The 17,683-nt window shown below is 71.8% G+C and carries 15 protein-coding genes; 8 read left to right on the top strand and 7 right to left on the bottom strand.

What is annotated here, in order from left to right; translation table 11 throughout:
• The first annotated feature begins 56 nt into the window (after positions 1-56).
• Positions 57-809, top strand: coding sequence for a polysaccharide deacetylase family protein (locus ACFWRV_RS28150; protein ID WP_384338557.1), 753 nt, complete (start codon positions 57-59; stop codon positions 807-809).
• 111 nt (positions 810-920) lie between these two features.
• Here ACFWRV_RS28150 and lon read toward each other — a convergent pair whose 3' ends face one another.
• Positions 921-3,353 carry an endopeptidase La gene (gene lon / locus ACFWRV_RS28145; RefSeq protein ID WP_384338530.1) on the bottom strand — a complete coding sequence of 811 codons (2,433 nt, stop codon included), beginning with the start codon at positions 3,351-3,353 and terminating at the stop codon, positions 921-923.
• Positions 3,354-3,632: 279 nt separating this feature from the next.
• Between lon and ACFWRV_RS28140 the strand changes: the two genes are divergently transcribed.
• From ACFWRV_RS28140 to ACFWRV_RS28120, 5 genes are all read left to right on the top strand, one after another.
• Positions 3,633-4,352, top strand: a complete 720-nt coding sequence (locus ACFWRV_RS28140) for a spermidine synthase (RefSeq protein WP_384338529.1) — start codon at positions 3,633-3,635, stop codon at positions 4,350-4,352.
• A gap of 235 nt (positions 4,353-4,587) precedes the next feature.
• Entirely contained in the window at positions 4,588-5,325 is a 738-nt protein-coding gene (locus ACFWRV_RS28135; RefSeq protein ID WP_006127534.1) for a response regulator transcription factor, read from the top strand.
• Positions 5,322-6,398, top strand: coding sequence for a HAMP domain-containing sensor histidine kinase (locus ACFWRV_RS28130; RefSeq protein ID WP_137233469.1), 1,077 nt, complete (start codon positions 5,322-5,324; stop codon positions 6,396-6,398). The genes ACFWRV_RS28135 and ACFWRV_RS28130 overlap by 4 nt, the downstream gene beginning before the upstream one ends.
• Before the next feature lie 282 nt (positions 6,399-6,680).
• Positions 6,681-10,454: a multifunctional oxoglutarate decarboxylase/oxoglutarate dehydrogenase thiamine pyrophosphate-binding subunit/dihydrolipoyllysine-residue succinyltransferase subunit gene (locus ACFWRV_RS28125; RefSeq protein ID WP_384338528.1), complete on the top strand. Its 3,774-nt coding sequence runs from the start codon at positions 6,681-6,683 to the stop codon at positions 10,452-10,454.
• Positions 10,455-10,575: 121 nt separating this feature from the next.
• Positions 10,576-10,761: a DUF6104 family protein gene (locus ACFWRV_RS28120; RefSeq protein WP_003966321.1), complete on the top strand. Its 186-nt coding sequence runs from the start codon at positions 10,576-10,578 to the stop codon at positions 10,759-10,761.
• A gap of 18 nt (positions 10,762-10,779) precedes the next feature.
• Here ACFWRV_RS28120 and ACFWRV_RS28115 read toward each other — a convergent pair whose 3' ends face one another.
• On the bottom strand, positions 10,780-11,610 hold the full coding sequence (locus tag ACFWRV_RS28115; RefSeq protein ID WP_384338527.1) for a hypothetical protein: 831 nt from the start codon (positions 11,608-11,610) through the stop codon (positions 10,780-10,782).
• Positions 11,611-11,773: 163 nt separating this feature from the next.
• Here ACFWRV_RS28115 and ACFWRV_RS28110 point away from each other — a divergent pair, with 163 nt between their 5' ends.
• Positions 11,774-12,631 carry a DUF4097 domain-containing protein gene (locus ACFWRV_RS28110; protein WP_384338526.1) on the top strand — a complete coding sequence of 286 codons (858 nt, stop codon included), beginning with the start codon at positions 11,774-11,776 and terminating at the stop codon, positions 12,629-12,631.
• Position 12,632: 1 nt separating this feature from the next.
• Positions 12,633-13,682: a helix-turn-helix transcriptional regulator gene (locus ACFWRV_RS28105; RefSeq protein ID WP_384338525.1), complete on the top strand. Its 1,050-nt coding sequence runs from the start codon at positions 12,633-12,635 to the stop codon at positions 13,680-13,682.
• A gap of 37 nt (positions 13,683-13,719) precedes the next feature.
• On the opposite strand, the gene ACFWRV_RS28100 is transcribed toward ACFWRV_RS28105, so the two are convergent.
• The 5 genes from ACFWRV_RS28100 to ACFWRV_RS28080 form a co-directional block, all read right to left on the bottom strand.
• Positions 13,720-14,304 (bottom strand): Clp protease N-terminal domain-containing protein, encoded by a 585-nt coding sequence (locus ACFWRV_RS28100; protein WP_384338524.1) that lies wholly within the window; start codon positions 14,302-14,304, stop codon positions 13,720-13,722.
• On the bottom strand, positions 14,304-14,513 hold the full coding sequence (locus tag ACFWRV_RS28095; protein WP_006127526.1) for a sigma factor-like helix-turn-helix DNA-binding protein: 210 nt from the start codon (positions 14,511-14,513) through the stop codon (positions 14,304-14,306). The genes ACFWRV_RS28100 and ACFWRV_RS28095 overlap by 1 nt, the downstream gene beginning before the upstream one ends.
• A gap of 31 nt (positions 14,514-14,544) precedes the next feature.
• Positions 14,545-15,084: a GNAT family N-acetyltransferase gene (locus ACFWRV_RS28090; RefSeq protein ID WP_384338523.1), complete on the bottom strand. Its 540-nt coding sequence runs from the start codon at positions 15,082-15,084 to the stop codon at positions 14,545-14,547.
• The gene (locus ACFWRV_RS28085) at positions 15,062-16,486 is read right to left on the bottom strand and encodes a cellulase family glycosylhydrolase (protein WP_384338522.1); all 1,425 of its coding nucleotides are present in this window, start codon (positions 16,484-16,486) and stop codon (positions 15,062-15,064) included. The genes ACFWRV_RS28090 and ACFWRV_RS28085 overlap by 23 nt, the downstream gene beginning before the upstream one ends.
• A gap of 88 nt (positions 16,487-16,574) precedes the next feature.
• The gene (locus ACFWRV_RS28080; RefSeq protein WP_384338521.1) at positions 16,575-17,543 is read right to left on the bottom strand and encodes a zinc-binding dehydrogenase; all 969 of its coding nucleotides are present in this window, start codon (positions 17,541-17,543) and stop codon (positions 16,575-16,577) included.
• Positions 17,544-17,683: the final 140 nt, after the last annotated feature.

Below are 17,683 nucleotides of genomic sequence, written 5' to 3'. Positions count from 1 at the left end.
ACCGCACGCCTGTGCGGATTTCCCGCACAGAGGAGTGATGTGTCGTGCCCGGAAAGATGCCGTTGTCGAGACGGGGGTTGGCCACGGCGCTGGTGACGGCGCTCACACTGACGCTGGGCGGCTGCTCGATGGACACGACCGCCCCCGGCTCGGCACGCGGGGAGGCGGCGTCCGACGCCAAGGGCGCGTTCGGGCCCGCGGACTGCCGCAAGGCCAAGTGCATCGCCCTGACCTTCGACGCGGGCCCGGGCGAGGACACACCGAGGCTGCTCGACATCCTCAAGGAGAAGAAGGTGCACGCCACCTTCTTCCTGCTCGGCAAGCACCACGTCGTCAAGCACCCCGAGGTGGTGCAGCGCATCGAGGACGAGGGCCACGAGGTCGCCAACCACACCTGGACGCACGAGATCCTGACCGACCGGAAGCCGGACGAGATACGCGCCGAGCTGGAGAAGACGCAGCTGGCCATCGAGAAGATCACCGGCAAGAAGCCCCGGCTGATGCGGCCGCCGCAGGGCCGGACCGACGACACGGTCTCGGAGATAGCCGAGGACCTGGGGCTTTCCCAGGTGCTGTGGAGCGCCACCGCCAAGGACTACTCGACGAACGACTCCGCGCTGATCAAGAAGCGGATCCTGGACCAGGCGAGCAAGGACGGCGTCATCCTGCTGCACGACATCTACAAAGGCACCGTTCCCGCCGTGCCCGGGATCATCGACGCGCTCCAGAAGGACGGCTACACCTTCGTGACCGTCCCCGAGCTGATGGCTCCCGCCGAGCCGCGGCCGGGCACGATCTACCGCCCCTGAGCGCCCCGGCCGGCCATCACGGCATGCGGAACGGCCCGCCCCCGTTGACTCGGGAAGCGGGCCGTCCGTACCGGTCGCGCACCTGTCACCGCGTCCGTCACAGCGTGGTGCTCAGGCCGCGGCCGGGATCTTGTCCCCGGCCCTGCCGCCGGTCCTGGCCGAAGCCGGGCTGAGGGCGATCTCCAGCACCTGGCGGACGTCGGTGACCGGGTGGACGTCCAGCTTCTCCAGCACCTCGGCCGGGACGTCGTCCAGATCGGCCTCGTTGCGCTGGGGGATCACCACGGTGGTGATGCCCGCCCGGTGGGCGGCCAGCAGCTTCTGCTTGAGGCCGCCGATCGGCAGCACCCGTCCGGTCAGCGACACCTCTCCGGTCATCGCCACATCCGTACGGACCAGGCGTCCGGAGAGCAGCGAGGCGAGGGCCGTCGTCAGCGTGATGCCGGCGCTCGGGCCGTCCTTGGGAACCGCGCCCGCCGGGAAGTGGATGTGCACGCCCCGGTCCTTGAGGTCGGCGACCGGAAGCTCCAGCTCCGCGCCGTGCGACCGCAGGAAGCTCAGCGCGATCTGCGCCGACTCCTTCATGACGTCGCCGAGCTGACCGGTCAGGGTCAGTCCGGACGCCCCGGTCTCCGGGTCGGCGAGCGACGCCTCGACGAAGAGGACGTCACCGCCCGCCCCGGTCACCGCGAGCCCGGTGGCCACGCCCGGCACCGCGGTACGGCGCCCGGCCGGGTCCTGGGCGGACTCGGGCACGTGGTGCGGACGCCCGATCAGGCCGCGCAGGTCCGCGTCGGTCACCGTGAACGGCAGCTCGCGGTCGCCCAGTTCGTGCTGGGCCGCGACCTTGCGGAGCAGCCTGGCGACCGACCGCTCCAGATTCCGCACGCCCGCCTCGCGGGTGTACTCGCCAGCCAGCTTGCGCAGCGCCGACTCCTCCAGGGCGACCTCGTCCTTCTCCAGTCCGGCCCGCTCCAGCTGGCGCGGGAGCAGGTGGTCCCGGGCGATGACGACCTTCTCGTCCTCGGTGTAGCCGTCCAGCCTGACCAGCTCCATCCGGTCGAGCAGGGCCTCCGGGATGGCTTCGAGCACGTTGGCGGTGGCCAGGAAGACGACGTCGCTGAGGTCGAGCTCGACCTCCAGGTAGTGGTCGCGGAAGGTGTGGTTCTGCGCCGGGTCGAGGACTTCGAGGAGGGCGGCGGCCGGGTCGCCCCTGAAGTCGGAGCCGACCTTGTCGATTTCGTCGAGCAGGACGACCGGGTTCATCGAACCGGCCTCCTTGATGGCCCGCACGATGCGTCCGGGGAGCGCGCCGACGTACGTACGCCGGTGGCCGCGGATCTCCGCCTCGTCCCGGACGCCGCCGAGCGCGACGCGGACGAACTCGCGGCCCATGGCGTGCGCGACGGACTCGCCGAGCGACGTCTTGCCGACGCCGGGCGGCCCGACGAGGGCGAGGACGGCGCCACCGCGACGGCCGCCGACGACGCCGAGCCCGCGGTCGGCACGGCGCTTGCGCACCGCGAGGTACTCGGTGATGCGTTCCTTCACATCGGCCAGACCGGCGTGCTCGGCGTCCAGGATCTCCCGGGCGCCGCGGATGTCGTAGGCGTCCTCGGTCCGCTCGGTCCAGGGCAGTTCGAGGACGGTGTCCAGCCAGGTACGGATCCAGGAGCCCTCGGGCGACTGGTCGCTGGAGCGCTCCAGCTTCTCGACCTCCTTGAGCGCGGCCTCGCGGACGTGCTCGGGCAGGTCGGCGGCCTCGACGCGGGCCCGGTAGTCGTCGGACGCGTCGTCCGGGTCGCCGTTGAGCTCGGACAGCTCCTTGCGTACGGCGTCGAGCTGGCGGCGCAGCAGGAACTCGCGCTGCTGCTTGTCGACGCCGTCCTGGACGTCCTTGGCGATGGACTCGGCCACGTCCTGCTCGGCGAGGTGCTCGCTCAGCCACTGGATGGCGAGCTTCAGCCGGGCGACCGGGTCCACGGTCTCCAGGAGCTGGACCTTCTGGGCGGTGGTGAGGAACGGCGAGTATCCGGAGTTGTCGGCGAGCGCGGAGAGGTCGTCGATCTGCTGGACCCGGTCCACCACCTGCCAGGCGCCGCGCTTCTTCAGCCAGCTGGTGGCGAGTGCCTTGTACTCCTTGACCAGCTCGGCGGCGGATCCGGGGAGCGGGTCGGGGGCGGCCGTCTCCAGCACGGTCCCCTCGACCCAGAGCGCCCGGCCGGGACCGCTGGTCCCGGCGCCGATCCTGACCCGGTCACGGGCCCGGATGAGAGCGCCCGGATCGCCGTCCGACAGGCGTCCGACCTGCTCGACGGTGCCGAGGACACCGGTCCCCGTGTAGGTGCCGTCGATCCGCGGGACCAGCAGCACCTGGGGCTTGCCGCCGCCGGGGCGGGCGGCGGCCTGCGCGGCCTCGACGGCGGCGCGCACCTCGGTGTCGGACAGGTCCAGCGGCACCACCATGCCGGGCAGGACGACCTCGTCGTCGAGCGGCAGCACGGGCAGGTCGATCGGTGTGAACGCCTCGGACTCGTTAGTCATGATCTCCCCTTCGGCAGGTAAGTTGAGCTATGTGGGCTCAATGCTCGTGAGTCGCCGAATGTTCCCCAGCCGCTGTTCGCTCTGAGCGATCAGGTGGCGCGGCCCCTGCGGACCGGGCGTCGCGCCCCTCCCGCCGGGCGGGCCCCGCACGTAGGGGAGCGCCACGGAGCGGACCGTTGTTCCCTTCCCCCGGAGCGGAAACACACTGGCCTCGATCGCGGGCGGCGGACAGGATGGTCGGACACCGACTGCTACGACCGGAGACCGGAGAGCCACATCATGCTCGCGAAGGCCGCCCCCGAACCGATGGAATCGCTGCCGACCCGCCTGCCCGACACCCCCGTCGTCCTCGACCGCCGCGAGGGCCCGTTCGGTGAGGTCGTGCTGCGGGAGCGCGGGGAGCACTTCGAGATCATCGCCAACGGCTGCTTCCTGATGGACACCTCCGACGGGCGCTCCGAGCGGCTGCTGATCGACGCCGCGCTGACCGCGCTGCCTGCCGGGCGGACCGGCCCCTCGGTGCTCATCGGCGGTCTGGGCGTCGGGTTCTCCCTGGTGCGGGCCGCCAACGAGGGGCGCTGGGGGCGGATCACGGTCGTGGAGCGGGAGCAGGCGATCGTGGACTGGCACCTCGCCGGGCCGCTGGACCGGATCTCCGGGCCGGCGCTGGCCGATCCCCGGACCGGGATCCTGCACGCGGACCTGGTGGCCCACCTCCGTACCACCACGGAGCGTTACGACGCACTGTGCCTGGACATCGACAACGGGCCCGACTGGACCGTCACGGAGGGCAACGGGAGCCTCTACTCCCCCGCCGGTCTGGCGTCCTGCCACGACCGCCTGACCCCGGGCGGAGTCCTCGCCGTCTGGTCCGCGCAGCCGTCGCCCGCCTTCGAACGGGCATTGCGGAATGCCGGGTTCAGCGGGGTTAGGACGGAAGAAGTGGCCGTTGCCCGAGGTGTGCCCGACGTGGTCCATCTCGCACTGCGGGCCCTCTGAACCCCCCTCCCGGTATGCACGGCCCGGCGGTGGCACGGTCCAACCGGCACAAGGCCGACGATCCGGCCGCCCGCCCGGCGGCAACTCGCGCCTTCGGGGCAACACCCTGCGTAGCCGGGAGCACTCCGCTGCCTTTACGCTGCTGACCGGCACACGGGATCACTCACGAAATCCACGAGCGAAGACCGTGCCTCGCGGGGGAATGGCTCCCGCGAGAACGGGCAGGGGCGGGGCGATGGAACAGACACACACCACCCACAACGGCGTCGCGGCCACCCCGGGGGCTCAGCGCCGGGTGCTGGTGGTCGAGGACGACGCCACGATCGTCGACGCCATTTCCGCCCGGCTGCGGGCGGAGGGCTTCCTCGTGCAGACCGCGCTGGACGGCCCCGCGGCCGTAGACGCGGCAGAGGCCTGGCAGCCCGACCTGATGGTGCTCGACATCATGCTCCCGGGCTTCGACGGCCTGGAGGTCTGCCGTCGGGTGCAGGCGGCGCGTCCGGTGCCGGTGCTGATGCTCACCGCACGCGACGACGAGACCGACATGCTGGTCGGGCTCGGGGTCGGCGCCGACGACTACATGACCAAGCCGTTCTCCATGCGGGAGCTGGCCGCCCGGGTGCACGTGCTGCTGCGCCGGGTGGAGCGGGCCGCGCTGGCCGCCGTGACCCCGCGCAGCGGGATACTGCGTCTGGGCGAGCTGGAGATCGACCACGCGCAGCGCCGGGTCCGGGTGCGCGCCGAGGACGTCCATCTCACGCCGACCGAGTTCGACCTGCTGGTCTGCCTCGCCAACACCCCGCGCGCGGTGCTCTCCCGGGAGCAGTTGCTGGCCGAGGTGTGGGACTGGGCGGACGCCTCGGGCACCCGTACGGTCGACAGCCACATCAAGGCGCTGCGCCGGAAGATCGGCGCGGAGCGGATCCGTACCGTGCACGGCGTGGGTTACGCCCTGGAGACTCCGGCGCCATGACCTGGCCAGGGCCCGGGATGCGGCCCTTCTCCATCAAGGCCAAGCTGGGCACGCTCGTCGTGGTCTCGGTGTTCATCACGACCGGGCTGCTGATCGTCGCCCTGCGGACCCGGACGGAGTTCCAGTTCATCACCGTGTTCTCGGTGATCGCCACGCTGCTGATCACCCAGTTCGTGGCGCACGGTCTGACCGCGCCGCTGGACGAGATGAGAGCGGTGGCCCGGTCGATCTCGCACGGCGACTACACCCGCCGGGTGAGCGGCGCCGGGCGGCGGGACGAGCTGGGCGACCTGGCGCAGACGATCAACCGCATGGCGGACGATCTGGAGGCGGAGGACCGGCATCGAAAAGAGCTGGTCGCCAATGTCAGCCATGAGCTGCGCACCCCCATCGCGGCGCTGAGAGCCGTGCTGGAGAACGTGGTGGACGGGGTGTCCGCCGCCGATCCCGAGACGATGCGCACCGCGCTGAAACAGACGGAGCGGCTCGGCCGGCTGGTCGAGACGCTGCTGGACCTGTCGCGCCTGGACAACGGGGTCGTCGCACTCAAGGCCCGCCGTTTCGAGGTGTGGCCGTACCTGTCGGGCGTACTGAAAGAGGCCAATCTCGCCGCCTCCCAGCGACGCCTGTCGTCGGGTTCGGGCAATCACTCCCGTACGGACGTCCACCTGCACCTGGACGTCTCGCCCCCGGAGCTCACCGCGCACGCGGACGCGGAGCGGCTGCACCAGGTGGTCGCCAACCTCATCGACAACGCGGTCAAGCACAGCCCGCCGCACGGCCGGGTGACGGTGCTGGCCCGGCGCGGGGCGTACCCCGAGTCGCTGGAGCTGGAGGTCATGGACGAGGGGCCCGGCATCCCGGAGGCGGAGCGCCACCGGGTGTTCGAGCGCTTCAACCGGGGCCAGGCGCCGTCCCCGCACGGTCCGGGCAGCGACGGCGGTACGGGGCTGGGGCTGGCCATCGCCCGGTGGGCGGTCGATCTGCACGGCGGCCGGATCGGAGTGGCCGAATCCGCTCGGGGTTGCCGGATCCAGGTCACTCTCCCGGGAATCCCCGAGCAGCGCGGTTGACGGCCCGGTTGGCATAGGGTCGAACCGGAAGGGCACGTTCATCAGTGTCCAGCCAGCAAGGGACCTCAAGGGGATGCGGTCGCAGGATCGTCTCCCCGGTCCTGCGTACCCGAAGTGCAGTGGAACCTCGCTTGTTTCCCGCCATTTCCTGCGCCGAAACCCGCCCTTCGATGTGATGTGCACGACGAAGCACCGGCCCGGCCTGCAAGGAACGGTTCGGGGGGCGTAGCCTTGATTTCCGCTGTCCATCACCTTGTGAAGCGGAAGAGGGCGGTTGCCGCCGTGTCGTCTCAGTCCCCCAGTAACTCGAGCATCTCGACCGACCAAGCCAGCCCGGGCACCAACCCGGCCGCGGCTTTCGGCGCCAATGAATGGCTCGTCGACGAGATCTACCAGCAGTACCTCCAGGACCCCAGTTCGGTCGATCGCGCCTGGTGGGACTTCTTCGCCGACTACAAGCCGGGTGCCTCCGGCACGGCGGACAAGCCCGTTCCCGGCGCCGGGGCCTCGGGGGCCCCGGTGACCGAGGCCGCCGCACCGGCCGCGCCCGCTCCGGCTCCGGCGAAGGCGGCGCCCGCCGCCGCTCCGGCCGCCCCCGCGCAGCCGGCCCCGGCCAAGGCCGCCCCCGCTCCGGCGAAGACCGCGCCCGCCGAGGCGAAGCCCGCGGACGAGGCCACCGAGGCCCCGGCCGGCCCGGAGTACGTGACGCTGCGCGGCCCCTCGGCCGCCGTCGCGAAGAACATGAACGCCTCGCTGGAGCTGCCGACGGCCACGTCCGTCCGCGCGGTCCCGGTGAAGCTGCTCTTCGACAACCGCATCGTCATCAACAACCACCTCAAGCGCGCCCGCGGCGGGAAGATCTCCTTCACGCACCTCATCGGGTACGCGATGGTGCAGGCCCTCAAGGCCATGCCGTCGATGAACTACTCCTTCGCCACGAAGGACGGCAAGCCGACCCTGGTCAAGCCGGAGCACGTCAACCTGGGTCTGGCCATCGACCTGGTGAAGCCGAACGGCGACCGCCAGCTGGTCGTCGCGGCCATCAAGAAGGCCGAGACGCTCAACTTCTTCGAGTTCTGGCAGGCGTACGAGGACATCGTCCGGCGCGCCCGCATCGGCAAGCTCGGCATGGACGACTTCTCCGGCGTCACCGCCTCGCTGACCAACCCCGGCGGCATCGGCACCGTCCACTCGGTGCCCCGCCTGATGCCCGGTCAGGGCCTCATCATGGGCGTCGGCGCGATGGACTACCCGGCGGAGTTCCAGGGCACCTCGCAGGACACCCTCAACAAGCTCGGCATCTCGAAGGTCATGACGCTCACGTCGACCTACGACCACCGGGTCATCCAGGGCGCCGCCTCCGGCGAGTTCCTCCGCGTCCTGTCCCAGCTGCTGCTCGGCGAGAACGAGTTCTACGACGAGATCTTCAAGGCGCTGCGCATCCCCTACGAGCCGGTCCGCTGGCTCAAGGACATCGACGCCTCGCACGACGACGACGTCACCAAGGCCGCGCGGGTCTTCGAGCTGATCCACTCCTACCGGGTCCGCGGCCACGTCATGGCCGACACCGACCCGCTGGAGTACCACCAGCGCAAGCACCCCGACCTGGACATCACCGAGCACGGCCTCACCCTGTGGGACCTGGAGCGGGACTTCGCGGTCGGCGGTTTCGCCGGCAAGACGATGATGAAGCTCCGCGACATCCTCGGCGTGCTGCGTGAGTCGTACTGCCGCACCACCGGCATCGAGTTCATGCACATCCAGGACCCGAAGCAGCGCAAGTGGCTCCAGGACCGGGTCGAGCGCCCGCGCCCGAAGCCCGAGCGCGAGGAGCAGCTGCGCATCCTGCGCCGGCTGAACGCGGCCGAGGCGTTCGAGACGTTCCTGCAGACGAAGTACGTCGGCCAGAAGCGGTTCTCGCTGGAGGGCGGCGAGTCCGTCATCCCGCTGCTCGACGCCGTCCTCGACTCCGCCGCCGAGGCCCGCCTCGACGAGGTCGTTATCGGCATGGCCCACCGCGGCCGGCTGAACGTGCTGGCGAACATCGTCGGCAAGTCGTACGCCCAGATCTTCCGCGAGTTCGAGGGCAACCTCGACCCGCGCTCGATGCACGGCTCCGGCGACGTCAAGTACCACCTGGGCGCCGAGGGCACCTTCACCGGTCTGGACGGCGAGCAGATCAAGGTCTCGCTGGCCGCCAACCCCTCGCACCTGGAGGCGGTCGACCCGGTCCTGGAGGGCATCGCCCGCGCCAAGCAGGACATCATCAACAAGGGCGGCACGGACTTCACGGTCCTGCCGGTCGCGCTCCACGGCGACGCGGCCTTCGCGGGCCAGGGCGTCGTCGCCGAGACGCTCAACATGTCGCAGCTGCGCGGCTACCGCACCGGCGGCACCGTGCACGTGGTGATCAACAACCAGGTCGGCTTCACCGCCGCCCCGGAGTCCTCGCGCTCCTCGATGTACGCCACCGACGTGGCGCGCATGATCGAGGCGCCGATCATCCACGTCAACGGCGACGACCCGGAGGCCGTGGTCCGCGTCGCGCGGCTCGCCTTCGAGTTCCGGCAGGCGTTCAACAAGGACGTCGTGATCGACCTCATCTGCTACCGCCGCCGCGGTCACAACGAGGGCGACAACCCGGAGTTCACCAACCCGCAGATGTACACCCTGATCGACAAGAAGCGCTCGGTGCGCAAGCTCTACACCGAGTCCCTCATCGGTCGCGGCGACATCACGCTGGAAGAGGCGGAGCAGGCGCTCCAGGACTTCCAGGGTCAGCTGGAGAAGGTGTTCGCCGAGGTCCGCGAGGCCACGTCGCAGCCGGCCGCCCCGCACGTCCCGGAGCCGCAGGCCGCGTTCCCGGTGGCCGTGGAGACGGCCGTCTCCGCGGAGGTCGTCAAGCGGATCGCCGAGTCGCAGGTCAACATCCCCGAGTCGATCACCGTCCACCCCCGCCTGATGCCGCAGATGCAGCGTCGCGCGGCCTCGGTGGAGAACGCCACGATCGACTGGGGCATGGGCGAGACCCTGGCCATCGGTTCGCTGCTGATGGAGGGCACCCCGGTCCGGCTCGCCGGTCAGGACACCCGCCGCGGCACGTTCGGCCAGCGCCACGCGGTCCTGGTCGACCAGGTCACCGGCGAGGACTACACCCCGCTGCTGTACCTGGCCGACGACCAGGCCCGGTACAACGTCTACGACTCGCTGCTCTCGGAGTACGCGGCGATGGGCTTCGAGTACGGCTACTCGCTGGCCCGTCCGGAGTCGCTGGTCATCTGGGAGGCCCAGTTCGGTGACTTCGTCAACGGCGCGCAGACCGTCGTGGACGAGTTCATCTCCTCGGCCGAGCAGAAGTGGGGCCAGACCTCCGGCGTCACGCTGCTGCTGCCGCACGGCTACGAGGGCCAGGGCCCGGACCACAGCTCCGCCCGCCCGGAGCGCTTCCTCCAGATGTGCGCGCAGGACAACATGACGGTCGCGATGCCGACCCTGCCGTCGAACTACTTCCACCTGCTGCGCTGGCAGGTGCACAACCCGCACCACAAGCCGCTCATCGTCTTCACCCCGAAGTCGATGCTGCGTCTGAAGGCGGCGGCCTCGTCCATCGAGGAGTTCACCACCGGCGGCTTCCGCCCGGTGATCGGCGACGCGTCGGTCAAGGCAGAGGACGTCCGCAAGGTCGTCTTCGTCTCCGGCAAGCTGTACTACGACCTGGACGCCGAGCGGGTCAAGCGCGGCGACACGGAGACGGCGATCATCCGGCTGGAGCGGCTGTACCCGCTGCCGGGTGCGGAGATCCAGGCCGAGATCGCGAAGTACCCGAACGCCGAGAAGTACCTCTGGGCGCAGGAGGAGCCGGCGAACCAGGGTGCGTGGCCGTTCATCGCGCTCAACCTGATCGACCACCTGGACCTCGCGGTCGGCTCGGACGTGCCGCACGGCGAGCGCCTGCGCCGCATCTCGCGGCCGCACGGCTCGTCCCCGGCGGTCGGCTCGGCCAAGCGTCACCAGGCGGAGCAGACGCAGCTGGTCAACGAGGTCTTCGAGGCCTAGGACCGGTAGCTCCACCAGCTGTTCGTACGTCACCGGGACCCGGTTCCGCGCTTGTCGCGGGGCCGGGTCCCCGGCGTATCCGGCGTTTCCGAGGGCGTACGGGCCCCGATATCCTGGCCGCATGTACTTCACGGACCGTGGCATCGAGGAACTGGAGAAGCGGCGCGGCGAGGAGGAGGTCACCTTCGAGTGGCTCGCCGAGCAGCTGCGGACGTTCGTCGATCTGAACCCCGATTTCGAGGTGCCCGTGGAGCGCCTCGCGACCTGGCTGGCCCGGCTGGACGACGAGGACGACGAGGACGCGTAACTCCCGGTCCCAGGGTTGCTAGGAGGCGTCCGCGCCGGCCCTGGCCCGCTCGTACGCGAATCCCAGTGCGCCCTGTGCGAGGAGCATCGCGCCGGCCGCCGCCCAGCCGCCGCTGCGGCGTCGCGCGCCCCACAGCAGGAGCGGGAGTCCGGCCGCGAGCTGGACGGCGGCGACGGCCCGGGCGCGGGGGCCGCGTACCCACGGGCCGACCCGGCTGCTCTCGACCGCGTCCAGTTCGACCCGTACGGCATCGCGCCAGCCGGACCACTCGACGCGCTCCACCTCGCGCTGCACGGCCGCGACGCTGCGCAGCCGGTCGGCGCTCTCGCCCGGTGAGAGCCCGGCGGGCAGCGTCAGTCCGGTGCGGGTGAGGACGGCGAGCAGGCCGCGCAGCCGGGCCTCGGCGTTCGCCTCCGGATCGGGGCGGGTCAGCTCCTCCAGTGCCTGCACGTCCAGCACCGGGTCGAGGCCGAGCCGGGCGGCGAAGGTGCGCGTCGCCTCGTCCTCGCCCACCGGGGTGCCGTCGGTCAGCCACACGTAGCCCACGGGCCGGCGGAACCCGGCGGCGAGGGTGTATCCGGCCCGGTCGGCGTCCCACCACAGGGCGAGCACCGGCCAGGTGGAGCCGACGGCGAGCGCGGTGGCCCAGCCGCCGAGGACCCGGTCGACCGGCTCGGCGTCCTGCTCGGCGCCCCCGGTCCGCCAGGGCTTCCCCTCCGGGACGAGCACGCTCCACTCCTCGCCCGCGCGGACCAGCAGCATCTGCTCGCGCAGCAGGTGGGCGAGCGGCCGTACGGTCTCGGGGTCGGCCCGGCACAGCAGGAGGGCCCCGGTGGATGTCGCGTTCATGGCTCACACGCTAGGGCAATTTGCACACGTTTGATCGCTTTGCGGGCAGGAGGCTGACCACCGCGGGGGCCCGGCGGCCCTTGACTTCACCCATCCGCGATATATCGTGTTCTGAACGAGACGCGATATGTTGCGTTGCCACGCCTTCCGGGAGGTCACATCCATGCCTGTGTCGACATGGACCATCGATGAGCCGCGGAAGCTCTCCTTCGACGATCCGGTGGCGGCGCTCCAGGTGCGCATCGTCGACGGCACGGTCAACGTGGTCGGGACCGATGAGCCGGACGCCCGGCTGGAGATCTCCGCGATCGAGGGCCCGCCGCTGATCGTGACCCAGGAGGACGGCCGGCTCACCGTGGCCTACGAGGACCTGCCCTGGCAGGACTTCCTGCGCTGGTTCGACCCCAAGGGCCGCCGTCGCAGCGCCGTCGTCTCGCTCGTCGTGCCCGCCGCCTCCTCGGTCGAGGTCGGCGTGATCGGCGCCGGGGCCGTCGTCTCCGGCATCAGCGGCCGCACCGAGGTCCGCGGGATCACCGGGGACTCCACGCTCGTCGGGCTGACCGGCGCGGTGCGCGGGGAGTCCGTGTCGGGCAGCCTGGAGGCCCAGAGCGTCACGGGGGACCTGCGCTTCCAGTCCGTGGCCGGGGATCTGACGGTGATCGACGGGGCGGGGGCCTCGGTCCGGGCCGAGTCGGTCAGCGGTGACATGGTGCTGGACGTCGACCCGTCCGGGAGGCCCACGGACATCCGGCTGACCACGGTGTCCGGCGAGATCGCGATCCGGCTGCCGCACCCGGCGGACGCGAAGGTCGAGGCGAACACCGCGAGCGGGGCCGTCTCCAACGCCTTCGAGGACCTGCGGGTCGGCGGGCAGTGGGGCGCGAAGAAGATCACCGGCACGCTGGGCGCCGGAACGGGGACCCTGCGGGCGACGACCGTCTCCGGTTCGATCGCCCTCCTGCGCAGGCCGCCCGCCGAGGACGACGCGTACGCCGCCGAGCCGACCGGAAAGGTTCTCTGACATGCCCCCCGTATTCGCCCACGGCCGCCTGCGCCTCTATCTCCTCAAGCTCCTGGACGAGGCTCCCCGCCACGGCTACGAGGTCATCCGCCTGCTGGAGGAGCGCTTCCAGGGCCTGTACGCCCCGTCCGCCGGCACGGTCTACCCGCGGCTGGCCAAACTGGAGGCCGAGGGCCTGGTCACCCATGCCACCGAGGGCGGCCGCAAGGTGTACTCGATCACCGACGCCGGACGCGAGGAGCTGGCGGGCCGCAGCGCCGAACTGGCCGACCTGGAGCTGGAGATCCGCGACTCGGTCTCCGAGCTGGCCGCCGAGATACGCGACGACGTGCGGGGCGCGGCGGGCCGGCTCCGCAGCGACATGCGGGCGGCGGCGTCGGAGTCCCGGCACGGCACGGCGACGGGGGCCGAGAGCCGCACGGGCCGGAGCAAGGGCGCCCCGTCCTCCCCCTTCGGCGACTTCGGGGACTTCGGCAATCTGGGCGACCTCGGCGACAGCGAGGCGTGGCGCACGGCCAAGGAGGAGCTGCGCCGGGCCAAGCAGGAGTGGAAGGAGCAGGCCCGCCGGGCGAAGGACGAGTCCCGGCGCGCCCGCGAGGACGCGCAGCAGGCCCGCCGCCAGGCCAAGGAGGCCCAGGACAAGGCGCGCGAGCAGATGCAGACCGCCGCCCGGCAGGTGCAGGAGCACTTCGCCCGGGGCGACTGGCCCTCCGGGGTACGGGAAGGCCTCGCGGAGATCACCGGCCAGCTCGGCGGCTTCGCCCGGTCCGGTGCCTGGCCCCCGTTCGGCAAGCCCGAGCCGGAGGCCGCCCCGCCCGTCCAGGACCCGGATCCCGGTGCGGACTGGGGGCAGGACGTGCCGCCGACGGGCGACCCGGCGCGCGATCTGGACCGGCTGCTGGACCGTTTCCGCGACGGCATCCGGGACGCGGCCCGCGACCACGGGGTGACGGAGACCCGGCTCGGGGAGGCCCGCCGCCACCTGGGCGCGGCGACGGCGCGGATCGAGGCGCTGCTGACGACGGAGGACGAGGACGGCGAGAAGGCCTGAGGGTGGGTGGGGTGGTGCGGGAGCACCACCCCACCACTCACCCGGCCTGGGCGTGCCCCTGGCCCCCGTCGGCGTCACGGCCGTACAGCGCGCGCTGTACGGCCGCGTAGGTCGCTCCGTGCTCGGCGAGGACGTCGGCGACGACCCCCGGCTTCGCCGTGAGGGCCAGGAGCAGGTGCTCCTCGCCGATGGACCGGTCGCCGCGCCCCAGGGCGACCCGTAGCGAGTTCTCCAGGACCGTCTTCGCACCCGAGGTGAAGGGGCGGTGCCCGGACCACCACCACCGGCGGTTGCCGCGGCCGCGGTCCAGGGCCCCCTCGCCGTGGGCCCCTTCGACCCGGGACACGATCGCGCCGATGTCGATCCCGATGCCGGCGAGCGCGTCGGTGTCGGCCCTGGTCAGGCCGCCGCGCCGGCGGGCCTCGGCGAAGGCGGCGTCCAGCGAGGCGCGGCGGTCCTGGAGGCCGAGGGCGGCGACGGCGAACGCGGCCCGGCCGCCGTCCTGTTCCAGCAGCGCGAGCAGCAGGTGTTCCTCGGTGACCGCGTCGGCCCCGGCCCGCTCGGCGTGGGCCACCGCGCCCTTCACGGTGGCGCGGGCCCCTCGGGTGAATCGCTCGAACATCAACGCCTCCCGTACTTCTTGTGCACGGCCTGCCGGCTGACGCCCAGCTCGGCGGCGATCTCCTGCCACGACCAGCCCTGAACACGGGCGCTTCTGACTTGTACGGCTTCGAGCTGCTCCAGCAGCCGCCGCAGCGCGGCCACCGCCCGCAGCCCGACGCGCGGGTCGCGGTCACCGGCGCGTGCGGCCAGATCCGTTGCTTCGGTCATGATGTCAACTTACATTGACATGACCCTTCCGTCAATCAAAGTTGACGTCGTCGTCGGCCAGGCGCGCGTGCCGCTCGACGTCGTACCGGACGTCGCCGTACCGCAGCTTGGCCCGCTCGATGCCCTCGGGCGCGAATCCCGACCGGGTCGCGACCCGGCAGGAGGCCTGGTTGTCGGTGCGGTGGCCCAGCTCCAGCCGGTACAGCCCGAGCTCGTCGAAGGCCCAGCGCGCGAGCGCCCGCACGCCGGCCGGAGCGACGCCCCGGCCGCGCGCCTTTGGCGTGGTCCAGTAGGAGACCCAGCCGCTGTCATGGGTCCGGTTGACGACGTTGACGGCCACGCAGCCGAGCGCCTCCCCCTCCTCCCCCACGACGGCCCAGGAGTAGCCGGTGCGCGCCCCCCGCTCCCGCGCGCGGTCCGCGATCCAGGCCAGCGCCCCGGACCGGTCGCCCACGGGCCGGTCCGTCTGGCGGTCCATCTCGGCCGGGGCGAAGGCGCGCAGCACCGCCGGGGCGTCGTCGGGCAGCCACGGGCGCAGCAGAAACCCCTCAGGGGTGGTCAGTTCGTCCATGCGGGCCAGCTTCCCGCACGGTCACCACCACCTCGGCCCCGGGCCACGCCAGCACGACGGGCCACCCCCCGCGCGACGGCTTGCCGAGGACGCGCGCCGGGCCGGTGACGGTGACCCGCCAGCCCCGGGCGGAGGGCGGCAGGGACAGCTCGGTGACGCCGGGGCGGGCGAAGGCCCGGTAGGCGAGGCGGTAGGTGCGGGTGTCCGCGTCGTACGTGTCGGAGCGGACGGCGCCCGCGACGGCCGGGGCGTACGGGGTCGCCGTCAGCTCCTTGTTCGTACGGAAGCGGCCCCGCTCGTCGACGGCGCAGTAGCCCCCGCCGTAGCACCAGACGTACCCCGCCCAGCCGGAGCCGTAGCGGTTCAGCGAGTCGACGGCGTCGCGGTAGAAGCGGCCCATGGCGGGGAGGGCGTTGTTCAGCGGCCCCCACTCGCCGACCACGACCGGCATCCGGTACCGGGCCGGATAGGCGGTGACGGCGGCCTCGTACGCCTCGATCCAGCCCGCCTCCGGGTCGTAGTCCGCGCCCGCCTCCATGGCGGTGTTGTAGAAGTGCGGGGCGTACACGGTCCGCCGGTCCTCGATGCGGCCGAGCCCCGTGGGCACCCCCTCGCCGACGATGGGGGTGGGCTCGACGAAGAGCCAGGTGTCGCGGTCCTTGGCCCGGACGGCGCGGGCGAGCCGGTTGTACATCGGGGTGAGGTGCTGGGCCTCGATCCGGCGGGCGGCGGTCGGCAGGTCCTCGCCCTCGCGCAGCTCCCCCATCGGCTCGTTGATCAGGTCGTAGCCGATGACGGCCGGGTGGTGGCCGAAGCGTGCGGCGAGGACCTGCCACATGGCGGCCTGGGCGCGCTGGAGGTCGGGGTCCTCGTAGAGGTGGGTGAAGGCCCGCTGGACGGCGGGCTGGAAGTACTCGGAGAACCAGTCGTCGGGGTTGGGGGTGAACGGGAGCCCATCGGTCCTGGTGGCCCATTCCGGGATGCCCCGGTGCCCGAACGCGGGACCGAAGACGTCCTGGTGGGCGTCGATGAGGACATGGACGCGGTGTTCGCGCGCCCAGTCCAGGATGCGTTCGACGCGCCGGAGGTAGCGCTCGCTGTACCGGCCGCGCGTGGGCTCCAGATCGTCCCAGAAGACCAGCAGCCGGGCGAAGTTGAAGCCGTTCGCGCGCAGATCGCGGAAGTGCCGTTCGGTGATGGCGGTGAGGGCGTCCTCGCCGCGGTTCGCCTTGTCCTCGACGTTCCAGCCGCGCAGGGTGAGAGTGCGGCCCCGGTCGTCGGTCAGGGACGGGATGGAACGTTCGTACGTCGACGGGTCGGCGGCCTGGACGGACGCGGGGTGCGCCGAGGCGGCGGGAGCGAGGGCCCCCGCCGCGAGCACGGACGCGACGACAACTGCCATGAGTGCTCTGCCCATTCGCATGAGCGGCATCCCATCAGCAAAGCTGACACTTGTTCAAGTATGCGTTACCGACGAGTTCTTGGTGGATCTAGGAGGTCGGTGTGAGCACGATCTTCCCGAAGAGATCGCCCGACTCCAGCCGCCGGAACCCCTCCCGGGCGCGGTCCAGCGGCAGCACCTCGTCGATGACCGGCCGCACGCCGGTGGTGGCGCAGAACGCGAGCAGGTCCTCCAACTCGTCCTTGGACCCCATGGTGGAGCCGACGACCTTCAGCTCCAGGAAGAAGATCCGGGTCAGCTCGGCGTGCGTCGGCCGGTCGCCGCTGGTGGCCCCGGAGATGACGAGGGTGCCACCGGGGCGGAGCGACTTCACGGAGTGGGACCAGGTGGCGGCCCCCACGGTCTCGATGACGGCGTCCACCCGCTGCGGCAGCCGGGCGCCGGGCTCGTACGCCTCCAGCGCGCCGAGTTCGACCGCCCGCTCACGCTTGGCCTTGTCCCGGCTGGTGGCGAAGACCCGCAGCCCGGCGGCCTTCCCGAGCACGATCGCGGCGGTGGCGACCCCGCCGCCGGCGCCCTGGACGAGCACCGAGTCACCGGGCCGCACCCCGGCGTTGGTGAACAGCATCCGGTACGCGGTGAGCCAGGCGGTCGGCAAGCAGGCGGCCTCCTCGAAGCTGAGCTCCTTCGGCTTGGGCAGCACGTTCCAGGTGGGGACGGAGACCTGTTCGGCGAAGGTGCCCTGGTAGCGCTCGGTGAGGATGGAGCGCGGCTCCTTCGGGCCGACGCCGTGCCCGGACTGCCCGATGACGGAGTGCAGGACGACCTCGTTGCCGTCCTCGTCGACGCCGGCCGCGTCGCAGCCGAGGATCATCGGCAGCCGGTCCTGCGAGAGGCCGACGCCCCGGAGGGACCAGAGGTCGTGGTGGTTGAGGGAGGCGGCCCGGACGGTGACGGTGCTCCACCCGGGACGCGCCTCGGGGGCCGGGCGATCGCCCAGCTCCAGGCCGTCGAGGGGCTGGTCGGGGTCGATGCGGGCTGCGTAGGCGGCGAACATGGGTCGACGATAGGCGGGGCGGGGGGACCCGCGTAACCGCCTACGCGTGTGACGCACGCCAACCGGGGTGCGCCCGCAGCCTGCGCCTGCGGCGGCCCATCAAGCCCTTCCAGGGGAAACCAAGCCCCTCCGGCGATTGA

The organism is Streptomyces sp. NPDC058576, from assembly GCF_042718715.1.
In the GTDB taxonomy this organism is placed as follows: Bacteria; Actinomycetota; Actinomycetes; order Streptomycetales; family Streptomycetaceae; genus Streptomyces.
Note: the sequence above shows the minus strand (reverse complement) of the source record. Positions and strands in the feature narration are given on the sequence as shown.

Bases quoted from the DNA above. Each gene is read 5' to 3' on its own strand.
- ACFWRV_RS28095 (WP_006127526.1), bottom strand. From the start codon at position 14,513: ATGACCGAAGCAACGGATCTGGCCGCACGCGCCGGTGACCGCGACCCG.
- ACFWRV_RS28115 (WP_384338527.1), bottom strand. From the start codon at position 11,610: ATGAACGCGACATCCACCGGGGCCCTCCTGCTGTGCCGGGCCGACCCC.
- ACFWRV_RS28090 (WP_384338523.1), bottom strand. From the start codon at position 15,084: ATGGACGAACTGACCACCCCTGAGGGGTTTCTGCTGCGCCCGTGGCTG.
- ACFWRV_RS28135 (WP_006127534.1), top strand. From the start codon at position 4,588: ATGGAACAGACACACACCACCCACAACGGCGTCGCGGCCACCCCGGGG.
- ACFWRV_RS28080 (WP_384338521.1), bottom strand. From the start codon at position 17,543: ATGTTCGCCGCCTACGCAGCCCGCATCGACCCCGACCAGCCCCTCGAC.
- lon (WP_384338530.1), bottom strand. From the start codon at position 3,353: ATGACTAACGAGTCCGAGGCGTTCACACCGATCGACCTGCCCGTGCTG.
- ACFWRV_RS28085 (WP_384338522.1), bottom strand. From the start codon at position 16,486: ATGGCAGTTGTCGTCGCGTCCGTGCTCGCGGCGGGGGCCCTCGCTCCC.
- ACFWRV_RS28105 (WP_384338525.1), top strand. From the start codon at position 12,633: ATGCCCCCCGTATTCGCCCACGGCCGCCTGCGCCTCTATCTCCTCAAG.
- ACFWRV_RS28120 (WP_003966321.1), top strand. From the start codon at position 10,576: ATGTACTTCACGGACCGTGGCATCGAGGAACTGGAGAAGCGGCGCGGC.
- ACFWRV_RS28110 (WP_384338526.1), top strand. From the start codon at position 11,774: ATGCCTGTGTCGACATGGACCATCGATGAGCCGCGGAAGCTCTCCTTC.
- ACFWRV_RS28130 (WP_137233469.1), top strand. From the start codon at position 5,322: ATGACCTGGCCAGGGCCCGGGATGCGGCCCTTCTCCATCAAGGCCAAG.
- ACFWRV_RS28140 (WP_384338529.1), top strand. From the start codon at position 3,633: ATGCTCGCGAAGGCCGCCCCCGAACCGATGGAATCGCTGCCGACCCGC.
- ACFWRV_RS28150 (WP_384338557.1), top strand. From the start codon at position 57: ATGCCGTTGTCGAGACGGGGGTTGGCCACGGCGCTGGTGACGGCGCTC.
- ACFWRV_RS28100 (WP_384338524.1), bottom strand. From the start codon at position 14,304: ATGTTCGAGCGATTCACCCGAGGGGCCCGCGCCACCGTGAAGGGCGCG.